General features: G+C 70.5%; 17 protein-coding genes and 4 pseudogenes. 7 read left to right on the top strand and 14 right to left on the bottom strand.

All coding sequences use genetic code 11. The features are described from left to right. The 8 genes from ACFWTC_RS36385 to ACFWTC_RS36350 all read right to left on the bottom strand — a co-directional run. Window positions 1-172 (bottom strand): transposase (locus ACFWTC_RS36385; RefSeq protein WP_384075024.1); only part of this gene is annotated, 172 nt, incomplete at its 3' end. A gap of 284 nt (window positions 173-456) precedes the next feature. Continuing rightward, entirely contained in the window at window positions 457-828 is a 372-nt protein-coding gene (locus ACFWTC_RS36380) for a peptidase inhibitor family I36 protein (protein ID WP_384030153.1), read from the bottom strand. An 88-nt stretch (window positions 829-916) separates the two neighbouring features. After that, complete coding sequence (locus tag ACFWTC_RS36375; protein WP_384030154.1) at window positions 917-2140, bottom strand: hypothetical protein; 1224 nt, start codon at window positions 2138-2140, stop codon at window positions 917-919. Window positions 2141-2234: 94 nt separating this feature from the next. Continuing rightward, window positions 2235-2642: a hypothetical protein gene (locus ACFWTC_RS36370; protein WP_384030156.1), complete on the bottom strand. Its 408-nt coding sequence runs from the start codon at window positions 2640-2642 to the stop codon at window positions 2235-2237. Continuing rightward, a complete protein-coding gene (locus ACFWTC_RS36365; RefSeq protein WP_384030158.1) occupies window positions 2636-3409 on the bottom strand; it encodes a M23 family metallopeptidase in 774 nt (257 codons plus the stop codon). Before ACFWTC_RS36365 ends, ACFWTC_RS36370 begins: the two co-directional genes overlap by 7 nt. A 104-nt stretch (window positions 3410-3513) precedes the next feature. Then, the gene (locus ACFWTC_RS36360) at window positions 3514-4392 is read right to left on the bottom strand and encodes a C40 family peptidase (RefSeq protein ID WP_384030160.1); all 879 of its coding nucleotides are present in this window, start codon (window positions 4390-4392) and stop codon (window positions 3514-3516) included. A gap of 86 nt (window positions 4393-4478) precedes the next feature. Then, window positions 4479-5066, bottom strand: a complete 588-nt coding sequence (locus ACFWTC_RS36355; RefSeq protein ID WP_384030162.1) for an RNA polymerase sigma factor — start codon at window positions 5064-5066, stop codon at window positions 4479-4481. 25 nt (window positions 5067-5091) lie between these two features. After that, entirely contained in the window at window positions 5092-5757 is a 666-nt protein-coding gene (locus tag ACFWTC_RS36350) for a M15 family metallopeptidase (protein WP_384030164.1), read from the bottom strand. 219 nt (window positions 5758-5976) lie between these two features. Between ACFWTC_RS36350 and ACFWTC_RS36345 the strand changes: the two genes are divergently transcribed. From ACFWTC_RS36345 to ACFWTC_RS36330, 4 genes are all read left to right on the top strand, one after another. Continuing rightward, window positions 5977-9192, top strand: a complete 3216-nt coding sequence (locus tag ACFWTC_RS36345) for a BTAD domain-containing putative transcriptional regulator (RefSeq protein WP_384030166.1) — start codon at window positions 5977-5979, stop codon at window positions 9190-9192. A gap of 407 nt (window positions 9193-9599) precedes the next feature. Beyond that, window positions 9600-9779: a hypothetical protein gene (locus ACFWTC_RS36340; protein ID WP_384030168.1), complete on the top strand. Its 180-nt coding sequence runs from the start codon at window positions 9600-9602 to the stop codon at window positions 9777-9779. 103 nt (window positions 9780-9882) lie between these two features. Further along, window positions 9883-10260 (top strand): hypothetical protein, encoded by a 378-nt coding sequence (locus tag ACFWTC_RS36335; protein ID WP_384030170.1) that lies wholly within the window; start codon window positions 9883-9885, stop codon window positions 10258-10260. A gap of 26 nt (window positions 10261-10286) precedes the next feature. Next, window positions 10287-10667, top strand: a complete 381-nt coding sequence (locus ACFWTC_RS36330; protein ID WP_384030172.1) for a hypothetical protein — start codon at window positions 10287-10289, stop codon at window positions 10665-10667. A 43-nt stretch (window positions 10668-10710) separates the two neighbouring features. Here ACFWTC_RS36330 and ACFWTC_RS36325 read toward each other — a convergent pair. After that, window positions 10711-11013 (bottom strand): annotated as a pseudogene (locus ACFWTC_RS36325) (transposase); the annotation flags it as partial. Window positions 11014-11136: 123 nt separating this feature from the next. Between ACFWTC_RS36325 and ACFWTC_RS36320 the strand changes: the two are divergent. Next, window positions 11137-11952 carry a hypothetical protein gene (locus tag ACFWTC_RS36320; protein WP_384030173.1) on the top strand — a complete coding sequence of 272 codons (816 nt, stop codon included), beginning with the start codon at window positions 11137-11139 and terminating at the stop codon, window positions 11950-11952. A gap of 23 nt (window positions 11953-11975) precedes the next feature. Further along, entirely contained in the window at window positions 11976-12902 is a 927-nt protein-coding gene (locus ACFWTC_RS36315; protein ID WP_384030175.1) for a hypothetical protein, read from the top strand. A gap of 697 nt (window positions 12903-13599) precedes the next feature. Here the strand turns inward: ACFWTC_RS36315 and ACFWTC_RS36310 are convergent. The 5 genes and pseudogenes from ACFWTC_RS36310 to ACFWTC_RS36290 all read right to left on the bottom strand — a co-directional run bounded on the left by ACFWTC_RS36310 (window position 13600) and on the right by ACFWTC_RS36290 (window position 16387). After that, window positions 13600-13734 carry a hypothetical protein gene (locus ACFWTC_RS36310; protein ID WP_384030181.1) on the bottom strand — a complete coding sequence of 45 codons (135 nt, stop codon included), beginning with the start codon at window positions 13732-13734 and terminating at the stop codon, window positions 13600-13602. 65 nt (window positions 13735-13799) lie between these two features. Beyond that, a pseudogene (locus ACFWTC_RS36305) lies at window positions 13800-15039 on the bottom strand (reverse transcriptase/maturase family protein); the annotation flags it as partial. A 532-nt stretch (window positions 15040-15571) separates the two neighbouring features. After that, window positions 15572-15691, bottom strand: a pseudogene (locus tag ACFWTC_RS36300) (IS5/IS1182 family transposase); the annotation flags it as partial. Window positions 15692-15794: 103 nt separating this feature from the next. Beyond that, window positions 15795-15947: pseudogene (locus tag ACFWTC_RS36295) on the bottom strand (IS3 family transposase); the annotation flags it as partial. A 128-nt stretch (window positions 15948-16075) separates the two neighbouring features. Further along, window positions 16076-16387, bottom strand: coding sequence for a transposase (locus tag ACFWTC_RS36290; protein WP_384030177.1), 312 nt, complete (start codon window positions 16385-16387; stop codon window positions 16076-16078). A 380-nt stretch (window positions 16388-16767) separates the two neighbouring features. Between ACFWTC_RS36290 and ACFWTC_RS36285 the strand changes: the two genes are divergently transcribed. Then, a complete protein-coding gene (locus ACFWTC_RS36285) occupies window positions 16768-17871 on the top strand; it encodes a S8 family serine peptidase (protein ID WP_384030179.1) in 1104 nt (367 codons plus the stop codon). The last annotated feature ends 637 nt before the right edge of the window (window positions 17872-18508 follow it).

Genomic DNA, 18508 nt, shown 5'->3' with positions numbered 1-18508 from the left:
GGGGAACGTCCCGCCAGCTCACGCCCTTGCGCAACACATAGACGATGCCCCGCAAAGCAGCACGGTCATCCGCCGGCAACCGGCCTGGATACCGGTGACGCCGAGGCGGACGAACCGGCAGCAGCAGAGCAACGCGTTCCCACAGGTCATCAGGCACGAGATCAACAGACACACAACAGATCCTGCCGACCTTCCAGCCAACTGACAACCCACCAGCCAAAGTTCATTCTGAAACGATCAGTTACTCGTGTTGCTCTTCTTGCTCACTACCTGGGAACTGCTTCCTCCGGGACCGTCCGTCCCAGTATCAGGCTGTCCAGGCCGCAGGGGGAACTTCACCCTCGACGGCTTCATAGCCGGCACCGGCCTCACCCTCGACGTACCAACTTCACCCTGAAGAGCCGAAGTCAGTAACGACCGGACAAGCAGACAGTCACATGATCCGCCGGACAGAACCTAGCACTCCCCGCGCCATGTCACCTTGGTGATAACGGCGTCGTGGTTGAAGTTGATGCCGTAGTCGCCGGGGCCGGGGTAGTAGTGGACGCACTCCGTGCCGGGGCCGATGCCCTTCCAGTCGACCTGGATGTGGTCGAGGCCGGGAAAGGGTGCGCCGTTGTTGAAGATGGACCGGCCGGTCACCCTGCCCGACCAGTTGCCGTCCGACTTCAGGACGAGTTGGCCCGTCCCGTAGTCACCCGAGTAGACGCAGAAGTAGCCCTTGTCGCAGCCCGGCGGTACGTCGGCGGCCGAGGCCGTCGGCGCCGCCCCCAGCAGGCCGGTGATCGCCGCTGCCGCGGCCAGGGCTCCGAGTGCACGCTTGTTCATCACGGTTCTCCTTGTTCAGGGTTCGTCTCACAACGGGACGGCGAGTCGGCACTCGCCGTAGGAGCCGCGGGCCGTTCCCGCGGCGCGGTCAGCAGACGGGCACTCCGGGCACCTGGTTCTCCGGCACGCTGAGATAGATGTTGGTCATGTAGCCGCCGTACTGCGGAAGGTGGGCCCACCAGTCGTTGACGTAGGGCGGCTGGCTGACCTGCTGCCCGCGCTTCTGGCAGCCGACCAGGACCTCGACCCCGGCGGGCAGCGTGGTGATCGCCCCGGAGGTGGTCGTCGCCTGGGTGCGGACCCGGACCCCGGTGCCCCAGGTGCCGACCCACGTACCGGCGGGGCGGGAGGCGCCGGGGACGTTCAGCGAACGGGTCAGCCGCCCGATGTCCGTGTAGGCCTTGCCGTAGGGCGTTCCGCCGGGGTGCAGGGTGAAGACCGCCACGATGGAACGGTCGCCCGCACCCACCACACCCGTCGTGTGCAGTGCCGGACGGGAGAGGTCCACGGCCTCGGCGCCCGCCGGCGTCCGGGCATCCGTTGCCGCCGGTTCCCCATTGGCCTCGGCGCCCTCGGCTCCCTCAGCGGCCTCGGCTGCGTGGGCGGCCTTCGCGGTCGGTGCCGTGCAGCCGCCCGAACTGAAGCCCGACCAGCCCTGCTTGACGGCCCAGGGGCGGTTGAAGGAGCCGGCGATGCCGAAGTGCTGGTCGTAGCCGTCGGTGGCGCAGCGGGTGGACTGCCGCAGGTCACCGAGGAGGTAGTCGCGTGTCGCCGCCGGGGCGGAGTCCAGCAGATGGCGGTAGATCTTCACGGTGTCACGGGCCGAGAGGGCCGTGTAGCCCCAGTAGCCGGGGTGGGTGGACGGCGGCCGGGCGGTGTCCGTCAGGCCGAGCCGCGTGACCATCCGGTCGACGATCGCCCCCGAGCCGTTGTTGGACCAGAACGTGCTCGCGGCCGTGTCGTCGCTGCCGCGCAGCATGGTGTCGATCCGGGCCCGGTCGGCGGCCGGCAGGGCGTCGGGGCTTCGGTTCCAGAGCACGTCCAGGGCGATCAGCAGCTTCACCACCGACGCGGACCTGAACTGTGCGGCGGTGTTGAGCTGTTCGGTGAAGGTGCCGGTCTGGCGGTCGAAGACGGCGACGCCCGCCGTCACCCCGGCGGGCACGTCGGCCTGAACCGCCGCCGGGCGCGCCGAGGGGGACTCGGCGGCGGCGACGGAGGCGGTCGTCGCGGTGGTGCACAGGAACGCGGCGAGGGCGGCGGTCAGCGCGCCCGCCCGCACCGCGCTCCGTGTGCTGCTCAGGATCATCATGGTCGTCCTCGGGATCGGTGGAGAGGGAAGTGGAGGCGAATGCCCCCGGGACCTGCCGTGGTCCCGGGGGCATCCGGTCGGTGCGGGCCGTCGTTCAGCAGGTCGGCAGACCCGTGTCCGGCTCGTCGTTGCCGCCTCCGACGAGGAAGATCTCGCTCATGTATGCGGACGGGGCCATGCCCACCGCCGGGGTCTTGACCCACCACGTGTGCCAGTAGTCGCCGTAGGTCGCGCGGCCGCCCTTGACCTGGCACTGCACTCTGAGGACGCCGCCGGGGGGCGAGGTGGCGGTGACCTGGGCCTGGGGGTCGGGGGCGGAACGCAGATTGATGTTCGAGCCCCAGATCGGGCACAGGAACGTACCCGGGTAGTTCCGGTCGGGGGTGCACGGCGCCGAGTCGGCGGCCTGGGCGGACGAGGTGAGGCCGGGGGAGAGGAGCAGTGCTGCGGCGAGGACCGCCGCCGCGGCACCCTTCCTGCCGGCGAGGGCGACGGTCAGCATGTGCCCACCCCGGGCAGCCAGGCGGCCGGGTGGTCGATGTAGATGTTGGAGATGTAGCCGCCGAGCGCCGGGATGTAGGACCAGGCGTCATTGGTGTAGCCCTCGGCGGTGACCGAGTCGCCGCGCTTCTGGCACTGCACGTGGACCGGCGTCGGCCCGGTCAGCGTGCGCACGACCGCCGCGCCGAGCCGGGCGTCGGCGCGCACCCGGACCGATGTGCCCCAGGTGGTGAAGTTCGTGCCGGGCGTTCCGCTGCCCGGGGTGCAGGGCAGGCCCACACCGCGCTCGGCCAGATAGGCGACGGGGTCCATGCCCCGGGTGCTGGCCGTGGAGGAGTGGGCCTCGAAGTGCAGGTGCGGGCCGGTGGACTGGCCCTCGGAGCCCATGCGCGCGATCAGCTGGCCGCTGCTCACCCGCTGGTTCACGGAGACGAGGCGCTCGTACATGTGGCCGTACTCGGTGACGGTGCCGTCGTCGTGCTTGATGCGGATCCACTGACCGTAGCCGCTGGCGGTGCCGGAGACGATGACGGTGCCGGGCCCGGCGGAGTGGATCGGCGTACCGCGGCCGTTGGCGATGTCCACGCCGTCGTGGCCGGAGTGCCAACCCTGGGTCACCGTGCCGGCCGCCGGGCAGGAACCGGCGTACCCGGCGGCCTTGGCGGGCGGGGCGGCGGCGGCCTGGCCGGCCGCGAGCGGGACCAGCCCGGCTGCGGTGACCGCGGCGACGAGCAGGCCGATGGACTTGGTGCGCTTGAGTGTGCGCATGACGGAGTCTCCTCTGTGAGCGATGTGAGCGATGTGAGCGATGTGAGCGATGTGAGAGAAATGAGAGGTGCGAGAGGCGTGAGCGGCGTGCGGGAAGCGGTGGGTCAGCAGGTGGGAACCCCGGGCAGCCAGGCCGCCGGGTCGTTGATGTAGATGTTCGAGATCCACGCCTTGTACTTGGGCAGGTACGACCAGGCGTCGTTGGTGTAGCCCTCGGCGGTGACCGTCTCGCCCCGTGCCTGGCAGAGCACGTCCACGGCCGTGGGGCCGGGCAGCCGGGTCACGGGAGGCTTCTGGGTGCCGGGCTCGGGACGGAGGCCCACCTGGGTGCCCCAGGTCATGAACCGCTTGGTGTCGGCGGGCGGCTGCTGGGCGCTGGCGATGCGCAGGGCGCCCGCGTACTGGGAGTCCAGCCGTACGTCGCTGACCTGCACGAGCGTGCCGGACTCCCGGGCCTCGACCATCTTGCCGTTGCCGAGGTAGACGGCGATGTGGTGGACGCTGCCGAGGTTGGCCGGGTCCGACCCCCACAGCAGCAGATCGCCCGGCTGCATCGGAGCGGTCCCCTGGGCGCGGGTGAACCGGGCGGTGGCGCCGCTCCACCGGGCCTGGTTCCACGTCCCCTCGGGCAGGGCGATGCCCGCTCCCTGCCAGGCCGCGTACTGCACGAGGTGCGAGCAGTCGAAGCCCTTCACCCGGCTGTCGTGGGCGCCGGGGCCGCCGCCGGGATAGTCCTGACCGTACGTCGGCCCGTGGATGGAACCGCCGCCCCACGAGTACGGCACCCCGATCTGTGAGCAGGCGGCGTTGACGATCGCCTGCGCCTGGGCCGACGCGTCCGCCAGGGGACGGCAGTCGGTGGCGGCCGCGGCCGCCGTTGAGACCGGCGAAGACACCGGCGATGAGGCGGCCGTCGCCGTACCGGTACAGGTCAACGCGGTGGAGAGCAACAGCCCTCCCGCCGTCGCGAGTGTGCGGTTCATGGGTTCCCCTGGGGTGGTCGGTGCGATGTGCGCAGGTGCTGTACGGGGCGTCGGAGGCCGTGCGGAGGCCGTGCGGCGGCCGGTTCCTATGCGGCGAGCGCGGCGCGGATCTTGGCGAGGCCGCGCATACGGTTGCGCTGGACCGTGCCGCGGTGTGCGCCGAGCCGTTCCCCCGCCATGTCGTGGGTCAGGCCCTCGATGTCGACCAGGATCACGGCCGCCGCCTCCTTGGGGGACAGCCCGCGCAGCAGCGCGGCCGTCACCGCCTCGGCCTCCCTGCCGGCGAAGCCGCCGTCCCAGCCGCGTTCCGGCAGCCGGTCGGTGCAGCGCTCCTGGCGCGAGGGGTGCCGCCACAGATCGCGCAGGAGGTTCAGCGCCGCCGCGCAGGTGTAGGCGTACGGCTGCTGCTGACGCGTCAGGGTGTGGGCACGCGCCCGGCGGGAGAGTCTCAGGTACGTCTCCTGCAGCAGGTCGTCGGCGTCGTGTGGATTGCCGGTCAGCGCCAGCAGCCGGCGCCGCAGCCTCGGCATCACGGCGGTGAACGCCTCGTCGAACTCGGCGGCGGTCATGTGGTCGGTGAAGGTCGCCGCGCTCGTGCTCGCGCTCGTGCTCGGCGGCTCGGTTTGGGAGGTCTCGGCCGACGTGGTCGTCGTCGTGATGCAGGTGCTCTCCACGGTGTTCCCCCGGGGTCGGGCTGTCTCAGGCTGGGGTTGGGCTCAGGGAGGCGGGACCGTACTTGGCCGCCGGCGCTTCGGTCAGGAGCGCCCAGTACCGGTCCCCGTAGGACCAGTGCCACCACTCGGTCGGGTAGTTGACGAACCCCGCGGCCGTCATGGCCCGGCCCATCGCCGCCCGGTTGGCGCGGGCGTGGGAGCCGACGTTGAGCGCGGCGGTGCGGCAGCCGCCCCCGCTCTCCTCGGGGGTGGCGTTGACCTCCGTACCGAGGGACAGCTCGGCACCGTCGTCGGTGCACAGCGTCAGGTCCACCGCACCGCCGCTGACGTGCGGGGCGACCTCCGGGGGCGAGATGTACGCGCTGGCCAGCTCGCGAATCCGGTCCGGCCCGGCGTCCGGGTGCGCCGTGCGCAGGGCCGCCGCGTACTCGTCGAAGTAGCGGCGCTGCAGGGCGGGCGGCCGGAAGCCCTCCACCATCAGCAGGCGGATGCCCGGGGGCAGCGCCTGCTGTGCGAGCAGGAGCCGGCGCAGCACGCCGGCCCGCAGATGTGCGTACGAGCCGTCGTGGTCGGTCTTCCGCGTGTCGACCCGCAGTGCGGCGACCTCCCGGGCGTCGACCAGGGGTTCACCGTTCTCGGTGACACGCGTGGCGGCGACCCGGGGGTCCGAGAGGAGGATGATGTCCGTCACGCTCACAGCGTCGGGGCGGGCGTTGCAGGATCGATGCAGATCCTCTGCAGGAGCCATGCATCGCCGGTAACGGGCCACCAGGACTGCAGACCCGACGGGTTTCGGTCACCTGTACGCCACATCGGTCGTCCGTGAAACCGGAGGCCCGGTGTCGGGCGTAAACCTCAGTGGGGGCCGACACGTTGTCCCCGGATGCGGAACGTGAAATCGGGGGACACGGTGGACCTTCGCCTTCTGGGTCCGGTCGAGGTGGTGAGCGGGGGGCGCCGGATCGCGCTGAACGGCGCCAAACCGACCGCGATTCTCGCGGCTCTCGTCGTGCATCTCGGCGAGGTGCTGTCCGTCGAGCGGCTCGTCGATCTGGTCTGGGAGGAGGAGCCGCCCGCCACCGCGCGGGCGCTCGTCGCGTCGCACGTCTCCGGACTGCGCCGGGCCCTGGCCGGTACGGAGGGCGCGGAGGCCATCCGTACCCGCACCCCGGGCTACGTCGCCGAGTTCCCGCCCGACGCCGTGGACGCCCGTCGCTTCGAGAAGTCGTTCGCGGCCGGCCGGGAGGCGGCCGTCGACGGGCGGGCGGAGGAGGCCGTCGAGACCCTACAGGCGGCGTCGCGCCTGTGGCGCGGCCGGGACGCCCTGGAGGGGCTCGGCCAGTCCTTCGCCCGTGTCGAGGCCATGCGCCTGATGGAACTCCGGCTGGAGGCACAGGAGTTCCGCTTCTCCGCCGAACTGGACCTGGACCGTCGTACGGACCTCGTCTCCGAACTCGTCGCCCATGTCGCCGCCCACCCCCTCAGGGAGCGCCCGCGCGGCCAGCTGATGACCGCCCTGTTCCGCACCGGCCGGATGCCCGACGCGTTGCGCGTCTACGACGAGGGCCGCCGGCTGTTCCGTACGGAACTGGGCGCGGACCCCGGCCCGGAACTGCGCGCGCTGCACCAGTCCCTGCTCCGGGCGGACACCACGGTGCTGGGAGCGCCGGCTGCCCGAAGAGCCGCGCTCGCCGGGAAGGGACACGTGCCCGCGCCGGCGGCGGCTCCCCCGCGCTCGGGCGAGGACGTACCGGCAACCCGCCGCGCCGACCGGCCCCACGACGCCGGCGGTCGTCCCGTGCCCACTCAACTGCCTCCCGACGCAGCCGACTTCGTAGGCCGCACCGAGCAGACGGCCTGGGTGACCTCCCTGCTGGAGGAGGTGCGCAACCCGCTGCGCACGGCGCCGCGCATCGGGGTGATCTCCGGCCGGTCGGGCACCGGCAAGACCGCCCTGGCCGTCCACGTGGGCCATCGCACCGCCGCGCTCTTCCCCGACGGACAGCTCTTCGTGGACCTGCGCGCCTCGGACTCCGAGCCGGTACGGACCGCTGATGCCCTGGCCCGACTGCTGCGCGCCCTCGGGGTGGACCCGGAGACCCCGGCGCGCGACGAGGAGGACCTCCTCGGGCTGTACCGCACGCACATCGCGCGCCGCCGGGTCCTGCTCGTCCTCGACAACGCTGTCAGCGAGGCCCTGCTGCGTCCGCTGCTCCCGCCGGGCGGCGGCTCGGCCGTGCTGATCACCGCCCGCCGCCGGCTCGTCGCGCTGGAGGGCGCCGCCCACCTCGACCTGGGGGTGCCGTCCGAAACGGAGGCGCTGGACCTGCTGGCCCGTGTGGCCGGTCCGGCCCGGCCCGCGCTGGATCCCGAACGGGCCGCCGAGATCGTCGCGCTGTGCGGTCGGCTTCCGCTCGCCGTCCGTATCGCCGGTGCCCGTCTCGCCGCCCGCCCCCACTGGACGCCGGCACGGCTCGTGTCGCGCCTGAGGGACGAGCGCCGCCGGCTGGATGAACTGCAGGCGGGCGACTTGGAGGTGCGCGCGAGCCTCGGAATGGGTTACGCGGACCTGGCCGAGCAGGAGCAGCGCGCCCTGCGCCGCCTGGCCCTGATGGATCTGCCCGACTTCGCCGCGTGGGTCGCCGGGCCGCTCCTGGACGTGAACGAGGACGATGCGGAGGACGCGGTCGAACAACTCGTGGACTGCCACTTCGTGGAGGTCGTGGGGACCGACGAGACGGGCACGACGCGCTACCGGATCCACGACCTGGCGCGCGAGTACGCCCGGGAGCGCTGCCTGGCCGACGAGGCTCCGGAGGAACGGGAGACGGCGGTGCGCAGACTGGTCGACCGCTGGCTGGCCATGGCCCGCGTCGCGGCGGCCCACGGCCCGGGTGGCGCGTCACGGCTCCTCCCCGTCACCGCTGCGGACGGGTCGGCGCAGACCGCGGATCGATCCGCCGGGGTCCCGGCGGACGGGCCGGCACGGGCGTCGGACGGGCCGGTCCCGCCGACGGAAGCGTCGGCCCACCTGACGGACGAGCCGGCCGCGTGGTTCGCCGCCGAGCAGCCGTGTCTGCTGTCCGCCGTCATCCACTGCGCGGACCACGGAATGTTCGACGCCGCCCGCGAGCTCGCCGCCACCCTCATGGCCGCCTCCGTGGCCCTCTACAACCAGTTCGACGCATGGTCCCGTTCCCACGACGTGGCCCTGGCGGCGGTACGCCGGGGCGGGGACGTCGAGGGCGAGGCCTGGCTGCTGATCGGCTTGGGCCAACTCCGCCTGGAGCAGGACCGCTTCGACGAGGCGTACGCGTTCTTCGCCCTGGCGCTCGGCCTGTTCGAGGAGCGGTCCGTACGCACCGGCTGCGCGGGCGCGCGGGCCGGCATGGGCGCGGCCCGCCGCGAACAGGCCCGCTTCGACGAGGCGCTGCCCCTGCTGACCTCGGCGCTCGAACAGTACCGGGAGCCGGAGGACATCGCCTCCATGGCCCATGTGCTGTACGGCATCGGGTCCGTCCACCGCGAGCAGGGCCGCGACGACGAGGCGTGGGAGGTGATCTCCCGCGCCCGCCGGCTGTACGTCACCGCCCGGGACCGGCACGGCGAGGCGCTCGCGTTGCGCTCACTGGGCCTGTGCCACCGGGCGCGGGGGGACCTGGCGCGGGCGGAGGACCTGCTGCGGCAGTCCCTCGCCATCTTCGAGGAGACGGACGACGCCTTCGGCGTCATGTACGCGAGCATGTCGCTGGCCAAGGTCGAGTTCCGGCAGGGCCGGATGGCCAAGCCCCGGCAGCGGCTCGACCGGTGTCTGGAGATCACCCGCAAGCGGCAGGACATATTCGGTGAGGCCCTCGTCCTGCGCACCATGGGCGAGTGGCATCTCGCCGCGTCCGACTGGGAGACGGCGACCGAGACCCTGCGACAGGCACTCGGACTGTGGGACAAGCTGCAACTGCCGCTGTGGCGCGCCCGCACCCTGCGGGACCTGGCCCGCGCCGCACTGGCCCAGGGCCGAGCCGCAACGGCACGCGAGTGCGAACAGGAGGCGTACGAGGTCTTCCGCCGGCTCGGCACCCGCGAGGCGCGGGAACTCCCGGAAGCGGGGGACGCCCCGGGGCACTGAGGCAGCCGTTGCACGACGTGGAATCCGGCCCGGCACGCACCGGCACCCCCCGGCGCTCATACGGGAGGCGACCACTACCCGTCGCCGGTGTGAACGGCGCGGCACCCGCCGCCCGCGACCACTGCCGGAAGAGGCCTCCACCATGCCGAACACGTCACCGCGCACGCTCCGGGCGCTGACCACGTCACTCCTCGTCGCCGCCGCGGCGCTGGCCGGTCCCGCGGCCGCGTCGGCGACCGGGCAGCCGACGGCGACCGTGCGGCCGCCGCGGCCGGGGCCGCGGCGATGGACTTCACGAAGGTCCACGTGTGGGCGACCGGAGTCAACGTCCGCAACGCCGCCTCGAGAATCCCCTTCGAAACGTGCAAGACCTTCCCCTCCCGGCAGAACTGCCAGGTCTGGCAACGGTGTCCCGGACCACCGTGACCGCCTACTGCCAGAAGCAGGGGGAGCTCATCAGCGACTCCGGTTACAGCAGCCGGTGGTGGACCTACGTGGAGTCGCCGAGCGGACCGTGGGGCTGGGTGAACAACGTCTACATCACGGGGGACGAGCACCTGGCCCACGTCAGTGACTGCCCGTTCTGACAGCAGGAAATCCGTGAAAGCGGCCCGCGGCACGGTCATACGGATGCACCGCCCCGTCCGTCGTAGAGCCGAACAGAACGCGTTCATGACAGAGGGGAAAACCATGGCGAAGCAATCCACCAGGCTGGCGGCGACGGGACTGGCGCTCGGCGCGACTGTCTCCCTCCTGGGGGCGGCGGGTAGTGCGCTGGCCTCCGCGCAGGCCGTGAACACCACCGTCCAGGCCCGCAGCAACATCCGGGAGGCAGCCACCACGAACAGCCGGCTCGTCGGCACCACCCAGTTCCAGAGCACGGCGTACGTCAGGTGCTACAAGCGCGGGCAGTACGTGAAGGTCGGCAACTACGGCACCGACGTCTGGTACTTCGGCAACGTCTTCGACGACGACGCGACCCCGGCGCACGCCTACCTCAACGTCTGGATGTGGGGCGGCAACGTCAACGTCGGCGCCGACCCGTCCCCCGAGGTCTCGCCCTGCTGATCCCGAACCGCACTGAGGAGCACCCCATGACCAAGCGAAGCAGGCCCGCTGCGGCCGCCGGGCTCGCGCTCGGCGCGGCCCTCTCCCTGCTCGGCACCGCCGGGCCCGCCGAGGCCGCACCCGCCGGCACCAACGGCTACGCGACGACCGTGCAGGCCCACAGCAATCTGCGCGACGCCCCCAGGACCAACAGCCGGATCTGGGGCACCACGACGAAGGTGACCGAGGCCGGCGTCGAGTGCTACACCCGGGGCCAGCGCGTCACCGCGGGCGGATACACCACGGACGTCTGGTACCTCGGCACCGTCATCGACTACGACATCGGCCACATCTACAGCAACGTGTGGATGTGGGGCGGCAACGTCAACGTGGGAGCCGACCCGGCCCCCGGCATCCCCGCCTGCTGATCCCGAACCGAACCGAGGAGCACCCCTTGACGAGGCGAATATAGGCGAACAGCCGGCGCGGACGATGACGCGGGCGACCGCGCCGCCCGCGGATGCGGGGGATAAGTCCAGCAGGGGCATCAACTGGGTGACATCGTGCCGGTTTCCGCTGGTCAGCGACAGGGCGAGGGGCGTCCCATGCCGATCGGTGATCAAGTGGTGCTTGCTGCCAGGGCGGCCGCGGTCAACCGGCGAAGGTCCGGTGTGAGCCCCCCTTCAGGGCCCTGAAGGGGGAGCCGTCGATCGCGGCATCGTCCATCTCGAGCAATCCGCTCTTACGGAGTTGCGCCAAGAGGACCTCGTGCAGGCGCGCGCGGGCCACCCAGGACAGTTACCCGAACGGCGGTTTCACCCGATATGACGCCGTTTTAGGCTGCCGGGACACGGGACGGATGCAGTCCGTTCCGACAGCCCCGGATCGGGAGGCTCCATGCGCGGCCGGACGACTCGTCGTCGGAGCAGGACCAGGGGCGCGCTCCTCGCGCTCGTTCTCCTCTGCTCCGGGGCCGCCCCGCTGACCGGCTGCTCCTCCGGGTCGGAGGGGGAGGACCGGACCCCCGAGACCGGCGTCGTCTCGGACGCGACCAACACCACCGACGCCACGGCGACCGCCGGGACGACGGGGGGAGGCGACCAGGACGAGGACGCGCAGGAGCGGCGGAGGCGGGAGAAGGACAGCGGAAGCTTCAGCCGCGCGGGCCGGCTCTCCGACGACTTCGATGGCACCTTTCCGTTCGCCTACGAGAAGTTCTTGGAGAATCCGTCGTCCGAACCCTACGTGGGCACGGTCGCGGTCGTGGACTGCTCGCCGGACGGGAAGCGCCAACTCATCACCCCATCGAGCCAGACCGTCACCGTGCCGCCGAAGACGGAGAAGCACGACTTCAGGGTGTCCTTCAGTTTCCCCCAGGGACAGGGAGACGTGACCTCCAACAAGCCGCGCATCATGTGCGTGACCCTTCGGGACGAGGGCGGGGTCAGGGGCGAGGACAAGGACGCGCTCTCCGTTCAACTGAACCGAACCGGCGAGACCACCGGCGAAGTGACCGGGGAGACGACCACCGGCGAGACCACCGGGGAGACGACCACCGGCGAAACGACCGGCGAAACGACCGGCGAAACGACCGGGGAAACCACCGGGGAAACCACCGGCGAGACCACCGGGGAAACCACCGGCGAGACCACGGGCGAGACCACCGGGGAAACCACCGACGGGGGCACCGGCGAGTCCGGCGGGCTCGGCTGAGCCGCCCGAGCGAAGGGGGCCGTATGGCCGAAGGGGACCGGAGGAACGACGGGGGCCCCACGGCCGACGGGCCTCTCACGACCGAGGGGGATTCCGACAGCGACGGGCGCCCCTGGAGTAACTGGGCCATCACGCTCGCCACGCTGCTCGCCCCAACCACCTTCATCGGCGCCCTGCTGCTGTACTTCGGCTTCGCCTACACCGACGCCCTCTACGCACACTTCGGCGTCGACGCAGCGACCCTCGGCTTCTCCACCCAGGACTACGCGCTGCGCAGCGCGGGCGCCCTCTACGTACCCGCCGGCGCCGCGCTCACCGTCGCGCTGGTCGCCGTCCTGGTCTACTACGCGGCACGCGCGCTGGGAGCCAGGAGCGGCCGCCTGCCGCCCGGCGGCCGGTTCGCGCCGTACCTGCTCTCGGTCTGCGGCCTGGTCCTCTTCACGCTCGGCATGCTCGGCGGGCTCGGCGTGTGGGACGCCGGGGCGATGGACACCCCACTGCTGCTCGGCAGCGGACTGGTGCTGGTCGTGTACGGCAGGGCCCTGTTCTTCAAGCTGAACGGCGCCGACTACCCGGTGGCGCGCGAGCGGCTGGCGCTCGCGCTCGTCACCGCGCTGGTCGGCCTGTCGTCCTTCTGGGCGGTCCACGCGTACGCGAAGCAGCACGGCGACGACGACGCCCGGTATCTGGCGCGCAATCTGTGGCTGCGCCCGGCGGTGACCGTCGACACGGCGGAGCGGCTCCACTTCCCGCCCCGTCAGGCACGCGAGACCGTCCTGCCCGTCGCCGACCACCCGCAGCGGTTCCGGTACCGGTACGAGGGCCTGCGCCTCCTCGCGGAGGTGAACGGCCGGATGTTCCTCATCTCCGAGAACTGGTCCGAGACGGGCGGCAGCGTGCTCGTGATTCCGGCGGGCAACACGGTCCGCGTCGCCTTCCGCGCGGACTGAGGCGTCCGGGTGACTCCGGGCGTGTCGCTGCCGTGATGCGCTCACGACGGGTGCACCGTGGGAGCAAGAAGCCCGTGGTCGCGGAGAAACCTTCCTGCAGCCACGGGCGGTGGTGGGGCGGGTGGGACTCGAACGCAACGCCCCCTGGTCCGAGCAGAAGTCCCGGGTGTTCGCTGATGTCACGGGCCGGACGTTCCAGCGGATCGAGTCCTGCCGCCGTAGATGCGGGACGCCTCGCGGTAGGAGCTGGCCGCGGTCGTCGAGCTCGCGCGGCCGCTCGTACACCCCGCCGCGCTTACGGCGATGCAGCGTTCGCTCGGGCCACTGTGGCAGCCGACGACGGCGCCACCCGCAGTCCTGGCGGCCGCCGCGAGGAGCCGTTCCACGACTGGGGCCAGAGGAACAGTGGTCGGCGGGCCGCGCCACGAGAGCGCACCGCGACCGACCGGAACCGATCCGCAGCTCCGCCAGGGCTTGGGCCGCTGAAGCCTTCGTCCCCCGCGAGCCCGGTGAGCCAGCGCGGAGCGTGACGTCGAGCCGTCATACCCGCGGGTCGGCTCGATTCTGTGACGGCTGCACGTCACGCCTGGCGCCTCGCGCGACGGGCTGCGCGTCGGCGCCACGCTCTCGACGAGAGCCGTCCCGCCGGATTTCTCCGTGCTGACGGGACGGCTCCGTGTACGGCCAGGCGCCCTCGTCAGCGGCGCGGAACCGCGTCGCTCGGGCGCAGCTCCTCCAGGACCTCGTCCAGGGTGTCGAGCGTGACGACGGCGGCCTCCATGCGGGCCTGGTCCTCCTCGTCCAGCACCACCTTGGAAACGAGCCGGTACACCCGCCTCGCCTCCTCCCGCGGCAGGCCTGACGCAGGCGGAGATGGCGGGGCTGGTGGGCCGCTCGGCCGTAGGTCGCAACGATCGCATGGTCGTCGCTGTTGATCAGAGCGTTCCTCCTCGCGGGTTTCCCGCGGAATAGGTATGGGGCACATTTGGCTTTGATCACGTCTCGTGGGACACGTAGTGCGATCTGGCCGTTGACACGTCGGTAACAGCCGGTCTTCTTCGTGTCGTTGTGCTGAGTCGTGATCTCGTAGCCGAGAAACCTCGCGGCCCGGGTGCGGGCATGGGTGATCAGCGTCTTGTCCGGGGAGAGTTCCAACTTGAGTTCGTCACGCAGGACCCGCCAGGCGGTGCTTCATCTGCTCGGCCTCGGCCTTCGGTCCGGTGAATCCGAGGAGGTGGTCGTCCGCGTAGCGGACGTAGCGCAGCCTCCGGTATCCCGGATCGTCCGGATCCGAGCTCGGTAGGCTGACCATCTGCTGACGGAGCGTCCGGGCTTCGGCCCGGTCGCCGCGCCGGCGGGCTTTCGCCAGGAGGTTCTGCAACTCCAGGTAGACGGGGTTGCGGGCCCGGCGGTCTCCTCGGGTGTACTCCGGTATCAGAACTTTCTCGACGAATTCATCCAGCTTGTGCAGGTAGATGTTGGACAGGACCGGGGACGCGACTCCGCCTTGCGGCGCTCTTGAGAGCGTGGCACCCCACTTCCAGTCCTCCAGGTATCCGGCTGTCAGCATGTTGCGCACCAGCCGCAGAAACCGCTGGTCATGGATCTTCTCGCCGAGGATCGACAGCAGGACCTGGTGGTCCAGGCTGCCGAAGCAGTCGGCGATGTCGCCCTCGATGAACCAGGACGTCCCGGTCCATGTGTGGGCCACTTCCCGCAAGGCGGTGTGGCAGCCCCGGCGGGGGCGAAATCCATGCGAGCGGTCGGAGAACGTCGGGTCGTAGTACGCCTCCAATAAAAGACGGACGACTTCACCGACGAGTTTGTCCGACCAGGTCGGTAATCCCAGCGGGCGTGTTTTCCCGTTCTTCTTTGGGATGAGGACGCGTCGGACCGGGCGGAAGCGGTATCGCTCGTGGCGTACTGCTTCGATGATCCGGCTGATCTTCCGCTGTGACATTCCGTCCACGGTTTCCGGTGTGACCCCGGGCGTCATTGCGCCGTGGTTGGCGTAGATGCGCCCGTAGGCCAGTAGATACAACTGCGGGTTGGACAGCTGTCGATACAGTTCATCGCACGGCAGGCCACGCCTGCCGCGTTCACGCAGGACACCCAGCACCGTTTTGGCGCTCTGCATTCCGCATACCTCCCAGGTCTCGATGTCCGAATCACCTGGCCCCCTTCGCCCTGCGGACGGCTTTCCCGTCCTCCCTGACCGGTCGTGACTCCGGCGACTACTACGAGGCCTCCGTCGCCATAGGATTCGCATCCCGTAGGCGATCCCACGTTCGTCTCTGTCTGTACGTTCTAGCGCGACTTAGGCGTCCCACTCATCTCCTTGAATGTCCTCGCTGGACATCGCCCCGAACTCCGGAGGTGCACCGGCCCACACAATCGATGCCAGTACAGAGTCGGCGCCGGTTTCAGCTGTCTTTCCGGCGGATGGGAACTTGCATCTTCTGGAGATTGGGCTTCAAACAATCCAGTCTTCGCCATATCGCGCGGGCCACCCAGCACACCGTCCCTGACAACTGAGCCCGGTCACTGGTTTTCTGACATGCTCTTGTCCCCTTCACCTTTCGGATCCAGGTAAGTCATTCGGCCCAGGAATCTCCTTCCGAATTCCTCCCGGCTCAGCCGGGGATACAAACAAAGCGCCTCGTGGCGCACAACGTGCGCTCAACCACCCAGCGGCGGGGCAGGACGACGAATCCGGTGGTGTCCTTGGGCCGGCTCACGGTCTTGATGGTGAGCCGGAGGTACGTTTTGGCCCAGGTGACGAGCTGGCCGCCGGTTCGGTGCGGGCGCGGTGAAGTCCCGCTGCACCAGATCCGGGGCGAGCGTGGCGGCCGGGTCGCGGCGGGTGAAGCCTTTACCGTGCGGGCGTGGGCTGATTCCGTGCAGGCCGGCCTCGCGCATCAGGCGCTCGATCCGTTTGCGGCCGGTCGAGGTGCCCTCGCGTTTGAGCACTGCGTGCACGCGCGGGGAGCCGTAGATGCCCCCGGAGTCGGTGTGGATCTCCCGGATCCGCTCGGTCAGCTCCATATCCCGTCGGTGCCGCTCGCACGGCTGGTGCCCGGTGCGGCGCCAGCGGTCGTAGGTGGAGGCGGGGATGTGCAGTTCCCGGAGTACGGGCTCGGCCCCGAAGCGGTCCTGGTGCTCGTCGATGAGCTTCAGAACCGTCGCCGGGTCGGGTCGAGCTCCTGGGCGAAAAAAGCCGAGGCGGCTTTGAGGATCTCGCAGGACCGGCGGAGCTCGGTGTTCTCCTTGCGGAGTTGGGCCAGTTCCTCCTTCTCGGAGGTCGTCAGTCGGTCGTCGCGCTCGCCGTGGTCGGCCTCGTCCTGGCGGATCCAGTTGCGCAGGGCCTCGTGGTGGACACCGAGGTCGCGGGCCATCTGACGGATCACCGGCTTCGGGTCGGTGGCCCGGTACGCGGCAACGGCCCGCTGCCGCAACTCGGGCGGGTACGTCATCTGAGCAGCCATGGCAGAGGCTCCCTTCTCATGGCCCATCAGGCCATCTCCGGCAACCTTCCGCATCTCGGGGGAACCTCAGGGACAGCGGCCGCACAGGAACACGCATGGGGAACCTCATTCGACGGGCAGGGGGCGTTGATCCACTGGAGACTATGCCCAAGTCGGCTTCTCCTAGTTGGCCTTGAGGGACGTGGGGTGCCCTCGGTCGGCCCGGAACCGCACGGCCACGTGTGGGCGGGCGCACTGCCATGTGATGAGGTGGGGTCCGGGCGAGATCACAGTGCACGTACATCAAGGGGGCAGAAATGCAAGGCGCCATACGTCGAGGTTCGTGGCGGAGGACGGTGGGCGTCATCGTTGCGGCGTTGACGGTCAGCGCAGGAACGGTGATGCCGGCGGCAGCCGACAGCGCCCCGCCGGACTACCTCAAGGTGATGAAAGCCGAGGAGCTGTGGAAGGTGGCAGACGGCAGCGGCATCACGGTGGCCGTCGTCGACAGCGGCTTCAAGAAGGTCCCGGGCGTGCGAAGCGAGTCCGTCCTCCCAGGCGTGTCGGTCATGGAACCGCCCGTCAATCAGCCGGACAAGCAGTACTCGCCGCACGACGATGTCGACGGGCACGGGACCACCATGACCGCGGCGATCGTCGGCGACGGCTCAGGAGGGGGCCCCAAGGGTCTGGCTCCCGGCGCCAAGGTCATGCCCGTCCGCACCAGCCTCGGCACGAGCATGGCCTTTGCCGCAGGCGGCGAGGGTGCCAAGGGCATCAGGTACGCGGCCGACAACGGTGCCAAGATCATCAATCTGAGCTGGGACGACTACTACAGCTTCAAGCGGCTCAAGCCGGCTATCGAGTACGCCCAGAGCAAGGGGGCGCTCGTCTTCGCTGCGATGGGCAATGAGGGGGAGGGCAACAACGCGACGAACCTCATCGCCACGGTGCCGGGAGTCATCGGCGTAGGAGCCATCGACGAGAAGGCCATGCCGGTCATGCTCAGCTCCTACGGGCAGGACACGGACCTGTCCGCGTACGGCAGCAAGGCGCCCATCCGCTGCAAGGAGAACACCGCCTGGTGCATCGCCGACGGAGGCACCTCGTACGCCACCGCCCTGGCGTCCGCCTCCGCCGCTCTCGTCTGGTCGGCTCACCCCGACTGGACTGCGAATCAGGTCGCGCGCGTCCTCATCGAGACGGCCGGTGCCCCAAAGGACGGCTCCAAGCGCACCGACCGGATCGGCTATGGGGCGATCCGCCCGCGCATGGTCCTGCTCGAAAAGGCGGGCAACCCGGGGGCCCCTGACGTCGACCCCCTGGCTCCGGCCCCCACGAAGCCGCCCATCCCGACCCCCAGCACCGGGAAGACCGCTGCGGCCCCGGCGGAAGCTGCGTCTACGGAAGCGGGCCTGCCCTGGCAGGGGCTGGCACTCGGCGCCGTCATCGCCGCGGGCCTCGGCCTCGCCGGCACGGTGATCGTCAAGCGCCGCCGTCGCTGACCCGTCCGGGCCGCCCCGGCCGGCGATGAACCCCGGGGTGGTCTCATTGAAGGCCGTGACGCCCCGCCGGCCTCAACGGACCGGTCTCACCCTCCCTCCGGGCTGGGCCCCTCAAGCCCGACTTCGCGGTGCGGGGCCTGAGGGGTCGTGCTGAGCGCGTGTACAGCCTCTGGAGTCGTGGTTGTTCAACGCCCGCCTCGTCCGTCCCGTAAGCGGGACTATCGGAAGCGAAAGCGACAAGGATGCGGATTGCAGGCCTCGTCTGCAGACGAGCCACGTGCGGCCCGCCCGGGCACGACGTGCGAAGGGCAGCGGCCGACTGGCGCCCTGGCGGGGCGTGGTCGCGTTCTACTGGGGTCGCCTGCTGCTGACTCCCCCACCAGCCGGGACGTATCAGTCGGAGGGGCCCGGCTGGTATGGAGCCCGGCCGGGCGGCGGACCACTGGCCAACTGCCCCGAACTGGACGCACTCGCCGGACACGTCCGCTCCTCCGCCCACATGCTCACCCACTTGCAACGCTACCGAAGCCGGCGGCAGTCATCTAGTAGTACTTCGTTAACTTGTGTTGATCTTGGTGTCGCGGGTCGGGCATGCTGGTCGGCGTGAACTTGGGGGAGATCGAGGAAGTCCGGGGTG

The organism is Streptomyces sp. NPDC058619 (assembly GCF_042717785.1).
Taxonomy (GTDB): domain Bacteria; phylum Actinomycetota; class Actinomycetes; order Streptomycetales; family Streptomycetaceae; genus Streptomyces.
The sequence above is the reverse complement of the archived record's forward strand: the minus strand, read 5'-3'. Positions and strand labels throughout refer to the sequence as shown.

What these genes read in the sequence shown, in the direction of transcription:
- ACFWTC_RS36380 (WP_384030153.1), bottom strand. Translation starts at nt 828, where the DNA reads ATGAACAAGCGTGCACTCGGAGCCCTGGCCGCGGCAGCGGCGATCACC.
- ACFWTC_RS36375 (WP_384030154.1), bottom strand. Translation starts at nt 2,140, where the DNA reads ATGATGATCCTGAGCAGCACACGGAGCGCGGTGCGGGCGGGCGCGCTG.
- ACFWTC_RS36370 (WP_384030156.1), bottom strand. Translation starts at nt 2,642, where the DNA reads ATGCTGACCGTCGCCCTCGCCGGCAGGAAGGGTGCCGCGGCGGCGGTC.
- ACFWTC_RS36365 (WP_384030158.1), bottom strand. Translation starts at nt 3,409, where the DNA reads ATGCGCACACTCAAGCGCACCAAGTCCATCGGCCTGCTCGTCGCCGCG.
- ACFWTC_RS36360 (WP_384030160.1), bottom strand. Translation starts at nt 4,392, where the DNA reads ATGAACCGCACACTCGCGACGGCGGGAGGGCTGTTGCTCTCCACCGCG.
- ACFWTC_RS36335 (WP_384030170.1), top strand. Translation starts at nt 9,883, where the DNA reads ATGGCGAAGCAATCCACCAGGCTGGCGGCGACGGGACTGGCGCTCGGC.
- ACFWTC_RS36330 (WP_384030172.1), top strand. Translation starts at nt 10,287, where the DNA reads ATGACCAAGCGAAGCAGGCCCGCTGCGGCCGCCGGGCTCGCGCTCGGC.
- ACFWTC_RS36320 (WP_384030173.1), top strand. Translation starts at nt 11,137, where the DNA reads ATGCGCGGCCGGACGACTCGTCGTCGGAGCAGGACCAGGGGCGCGCTC.
- ACFWTC_RS36315 (WP_384030175.1), top strand. Translation starts at nt 11,976, where the DNA reads ATGGCCGAAGGGGACCGGAGGAACGACGGGGGCCCCACGGCCGACGGG.
- ACFWTC_RS36290 (WP_384030177.1), bottom strand. Translation starts at nt 16,387, where the DNA reads ATGGCTGCTCAGATGACGTACCCGCCCGAGTTGCGGCAGCGGGCCGTT.
- ACFWTC_RS36285 (WP_384030179.1), top strand. Translation starts at nt 16,768, where the DNA reads ATGCCGGCGGCAGCCGACAGCGCCCCGCCGGACTACCTCAAGGTGATG.